Source organism: Streptomyces sparsus, from assembly GCF_054776295.1.
On the sequence record NZ_BAAHCA010000294.1, the window covers coordinates 1 to 5256 of the forward strand.

The 5256-nt window shown below is 73.8% G+C and carries 3 protein-coding genes; 2 read left to right on the forward strand and 1 reads right to left on the reverse strand.

Annotation, left to right across the window (positions count from 1 at the left end; genetic code table 11):
- A partial coding sequence (locus ACYVE9_RS14690) for an amino acid adenylation domain-containing protein (protein ID WP_461028284.1) occupies nucleotides 1-1770 on the reverse strand: 1770 nt, incomplete at its 3' end.
- A gap of 192 nt (nucleotides 1771-1962) precedes the next feature.
- Between ACYVE9_RS14690 and ACYVE9_RS14695 the strand changes: the two genes are divergently transcribed.
- Together ACYVE9_RS14695 and ACYVE9_RS14700 are read left to right on the forward strand one after the other, a co-directional pair.
- The gene (locus ACYVE9_RS14695; protein ID WP_461028285.1) at nucleotides 1963-3267 is read left to right on the forward strand and encodes a condensation domain-containing protein; all 1305 of its coding nucleotides are present in this window, start codon (nucleotides 1963-1965) and stop codon (nucleotides 3265-3267) included.
- Nucleotides 3257-5256: condensation domain-containing protein (locus ACYVE9_RS14700; protein ID WP_461028286.1), on the forward strand; the 2000-nt coding region annotated here is incomplete at its 3' end. The genes ACYVE9_RS14695 and ACYVE9_RS14700, both read left to right, overlap by 11 nt.

Here is a 5256-nt window from a genome sequence, read left to right on the forward strand (position 1 = left end):
CTTGAACTGGATGGCCTGGTTGGCGCCGATCGGCCGCCCGAAGGCCATGCGGGTGGGCGGCGACGACGAAACGGCGGACCCGGCGGCCCGGCGCTCCAGGACACGGCGGTCGATCTTGCCGTTGCTGGTCATCGGCAGGGACGCCACCACCTCGACGCGGGCGGGCACCATGTGCGCCGGCAACCGCTCGGCGAGCCGCCGGCGCAGTTCCTCCGCGAGGTCGTCGGCCGGGTCCGCGCCGGGCACCACGAAGGCGACCAGGCGCGCCGAGTCCACCTCACCGGTGACGACCACCGCCCCGATCCGGACGCCGTCGCAGGACTCCAACGCCGCCTCGACCTCACCCGGTTCGACCCGGAAGCCCCGCAGTTTCACCTGGCGGTCAGCGCGGCCGGTGAAGTAGAGCGAGCCGTCCTTGTCCAGGTACCCGAGGTCGCCGGACCGGTACATCCGGTTCCCGGGGCCGCCGTACGGGTCCGCGACGAAGCGCTCCGCCGTCAGGACGGGCCGGTTGAGGTATCCGAGGGCCTCACCCTCGCCCACCAGGTAGAGCTCGCCCTCCTCACCCGGCTGGCAGGGCTGGAGGTCCACGTCGAGCACCCGGACCTCGTTGCCGGGCCACGGCCGCCCGATGCTGACCGGCTCACCCGGCCGCACCGGTCCCGCCATGGTCACCCCCACGGTCATCTCGGTGGGTCCGTACCCGTTGAACATGCGCCGGCCGGGCGCCCACCGCGCCACCAGCGCCTGTGTGCAGGAGTCCCCGGTGGAGAGCACCACCCCGCCGGGCAGCACGCCGTCCGGGTCGGTGGCGGTGAGCGCGACCGGAGGCAGCACCGCATGGCTGATCCGCCGGTCGATCAGCGTGCGGCGCAGTTCCTCACCCGGCAGCACCGCGCGGTCGTCGGTGAGCACCAGGGTGGCGCCCGACAGCAGGGCCAGCGTCAGGTCCCAGAACCCGGCGTCGAAGTTGAACGAGGCCCACTGCAGCACCCGGTCGCCGGGTCCGGGGCCGATCCAGTGCCGCTGCGCGGCGGCCAGCGCCGCCATACCGGCGTGCGGGATCACCACGCCCTTGGGTGTTCCGGTGGAGCCCGAGGTGTAGATGACGTAGGCGGTGTCCTCGGCGTGCAGCGGCCGCCGTCGCTCCTCGTCGGTGACCGGACCGGCCGGACGGGAACCGGGGTCCGGGGCGGCGAGGTCGAGGGTTTCCAGACCGGTGACGTCCACCGGCGGCACCCCGGTGTGCAGCAGGGTCCGCAGCCCCGAGTCGGCCACCATGTGGCGCAGCAGTGCCGGCGGATAGCCCGGGTCCAGCGGCACGTAGCCCGCTCCGGCGGTCGTCACGGCGAGTGCCGCCACCACCTGGTCGCTCCCGCGGGGCACGGATATCCCGACGAGGTCGCCGGGGCCGAGACCGGCGGCGAGCAGCCTCCGGGCCAGGCGGTTCACCCGGTCCCCCAGCTCGCCGTAGGCCAGAGCGGTGCGTTCGCTCTCGACCGCCGGCAGCTCCCGGTGCTCCGCCACCACCCGCTCGAAGAGAGCGGGAAGGGTCTCGGCCGCGGACGCGGTCGCCGAGGGGGTCTCGGGGCGCACGTCGGGCCAGACGCGTGCGACGTGCGCGCAGGCGTCGGCGCGGGACGCCGCGGACAGCTCCACCAGCCATCCGGCGGGGGACGGCAGCCGGGCCGGCCACAGCGACCGCTGGCCCCGCTGGTTGCACAGGACCAGGTAGCTCGCGTCCGGGTCTTCGAAGGGGTTGGCTGGCATCGAGCGACCTCCCGTGTGACGGTGCCGCCGGGCGGGTCCGGCGCCCCGCCGGGGCGCCGCGCGCGACACAGGTGCCCTCACCCTGACCCAGGCGCGGGACAGGCCCGAGGGGCGAGAAAGGAACGTGAAGGTCCTCTCAGCTTTCTTTCAGCGGCGGCTGCACGGGCGACGACCGTCGTTACGTTACCGGACGTGACAGTCACCGAGATCCGCCCGTCCGTGGGCCAGACGCTGCTGTGGTTCCTCGACCGCTACCGGGGTGAGGAGGGCGCGCTGAACTGCCCGGTCCTGTGCAGGCTGCGCGGCCCGCTGGACCGCGGCAGACTCCGGGAGGCGGTCGACCACGTGACGTCCCGGCACGAGGCGCTGCGCACCACCTTCACCGGCGGCGGCCGTCGGCTCAAGGCGCTGGTGCACCCGGCCGCGTCACCGGAGATCCGCGAGGTGGACCTCTCCGGCGAACCGGATCCCGGGGCGTCCGCCGACCGGGAGGTCTCCAGGGAGCTGGGCACCCGGATCGACACCACCGACAGCGCCGTCCGCATCACGCTGTGGCGGCTCGCCGAGGACCACCACGTGCTCTGCCTCAACATGCACCACATGGTGACCGACTCGTGGTCCTGCAACGTGATCTTCGAGGACCTGTGTGCCGAGCTGGACGGGAAGGCCCCCGGCGACGCCACGGCGTACTCCCGGTTCGCCGAGGAGCAGCGCGAGACCCTGGCCGGTCCTGCCGGGAAGCGGCTGAGCGCCTTCTGGGGCGAGCGGCTGAAGGACGTGACGCTGCCCCCGCTGCCGATCCGGCAGGCCACCGCGGGCGCGCCGCGCGACACCAGGCTCGTGCAGCACGTCCTCGACGCGCCGACGGTGGCCGCGCTGGCCGCCCTCGCCAAGCGGGAGCGGTCGACGATGTTCGTGGCCCTGCTCACCGCCTACTACCGCGCCCTGCGGTCGGTCAGCGGTGCGGAGGACCTGGCCGTGGCGACCCTGTTCGCCAACCGCAGCGCCGAACACCGCCGCACCGTGGGGTTCCTGGCCAACATGGTGCTGCTGCGGACCCGGCTCACCGGCACCGACTTCGTCGCGCACCTGCGGGCCACGCACCGCACGGTGATGGACGCCTTCGTCCACCAGGCGCTGCCGTTCCAGATGCTGCCGATCAATCTCGGGGGCACCGACCGGCGGCTCGACGACGTGGTCTTCCAGATGATGGCGGACCCGGTGTACTCGACCCGGGCCGGCGGGCTGGACATCGAGGTCCTGGTCCCCGACGACGTCGCCACCCGCTTCGAGCTGGAGCTCGTCGCCGTGCCCGACCGGGACACGGTGCGGGTGCTGCTCTTCTACAACCCCGACCGCTTCGACCGGGAGTTCGTCGAGTCGCTGCTCGCCACGTACGTCGGCATCTGCACGACCGCCGCCCGCAGCGCGGCGCCCCACACCGACCAGGCCGGGGCCCGCCCCCGGCCGCGCACGGGAGGCCACGATGACCAGTGAGGTGACGGCGGGACGCGCGCTGTCCGCCGAGGAGATCCGCGACACCGTCGCCGCGCGGCTGGAACTACCCGCCGCGGAGATCGGCTTCGAGGAGGACCTCGTCACTCTGGGCCTGGACTCCCTCGGGATGATGAACCTGGCGGCCTCCTGGCAGGAGGCCGGCGTCCAGGTGACGTTCGGCGACCTGGTGGAGGAGCCCACCGTGCGCGCCTGGTCAGCGCTGCTGTCCGGAACCGACGACGGCACGGGCCCGCGCCCGGAGACCGAGGGGGACCAGGCCGCCGAGGCCGGCGGGTTCCCGCTGGCGCCGATGCAGCACGCCTACTGGTCGGGCCGGCAGCCGGGCATGCCGCTGGGCACCGGGTCGCACTTCTACTTCGAGTTCGACGTCACCGCCGACGTGGCACGCTGGAACGCCGCGGTGGCCGCGCTGCGCCGCAGGCACCCCATGCTCCGCGCGGTCGTCGGCGCCGGGGGCGACCAGCGGATCCTGCCGGAGTGCCGGGGGCTGGGTGAGGTCGTCGACCTGCGCGACCTGGAGAAGCTGGAGCGCGAACAGCGGCTGGCGGAACTGCGCGGAAGCCTCTCCCACCAGACGCTGCCGGTCGGCGACAGCGGCGGGCTCGACGTGCGGCTGGCGCTGCTGCCCGACGGGAAGGGCCGGCTCTTCCTCGACATCGACATGATCGTCTGCGACGCGTCGAGCTTCCGGATCGTCGTCGGCGACCTGGCCCGCCTCTACGAGGCCCCCGACGCCGCGCCCCCGCAGCCCGGCCTGACCTTCCGCGAGTACCGCCGCCTGGTCACCGACACCGGACGGGAGCCCCGCCCGGCCGACGTCTCCTACTGGCGCGACCGCGCCGAGGACCTGCCCGAGGCACCGCGGCTGCCACTGGCCGCACCGCCGGAGCGGATCGAGCGGGTGGACACGGTCCGGCGACACGCCTGGCTGGCGCCGGAGACGTACGAGCGGCTCGCCCAGCACGCGCGAAGCAACGGCCTGACGGTGTCGATGGCCGTCGCCGCCGCCTACACGGACGTCCTCGCGGCCTGGAGCGAGGAAGCGGAGTTCCTGCTCAACCTGCCGGTGCTGAACCGGCTCCCGGTGCATCCCGAAGTCGGCGGGGTCGTCGGGGACTTCACCGACCTGCTGCTGCTCCAGGTGGCGCCCGACGCACGCCGCACCTTCGTCGAGCGCGCCCGCGCGGTGCAGGAGCAGTACCGGCGCGACGCCGCGCACACGGCGTACGGCGGCACTTCGGTTCTCCGCGACCTGGCCAGGACCACCGCCGGGGCGAACCGACGGGCCGGCGTCGTGTTCACCAGCGCGCTCAGCCTCGGTGAGCTGTTCGACGGGACGACCCGCGCGGTGCTCGGCCCCCCGGTGTGGATGAGTTCGCAGACCTCGGGCGTGTGGATCGACCTCCAGCTGATCGAGCACGAGAGCGGCATGCTGATCAACTGGGAGACCACCGAGAACCTCTTCGAGGCCGGGGTCCCGGAGGTGATGTTCGAGACCTTCGTCAACCGCGTGCGGCTGCTCGCCTCACAACCCAGCGCCTGGTGGGAGAGCCTGCCGGTACGGCCGCCCGCACCGCAGCTCCAGGCCCGCCGGAACGCCAACAGCACCCGTGCCGACCTGCCTCGCCGGGCGCTGCACCAGGAGTTCTTCCGGCTGGCGGCCGAGCGGGACCGGGCGCCGGCGGCGCTCTGGGGCGACGGCGAGACGCTGACCTACGGCGAACTCGCGGAACGGGCCCTGCGGCTGGCCCACGTCCTGCGCACCGCCGGTGTCACCGCCGGCGACCGGGTCGTGCTCACCCTGCCCAAGGGCGTCGAGCAGGTGGTCGCGGTGCTCGCGGTGCACGCGCTGGGCGCAGCCTACGTACCGGTGGGCACGGACCAGCCGGAGGCACGGCGGCGCACCGTGGAGTCGCTGGCGGGAGCCCGGTGCGTGGTGGTCCGCGGCCCGGGCGGCGACGCCGCCGA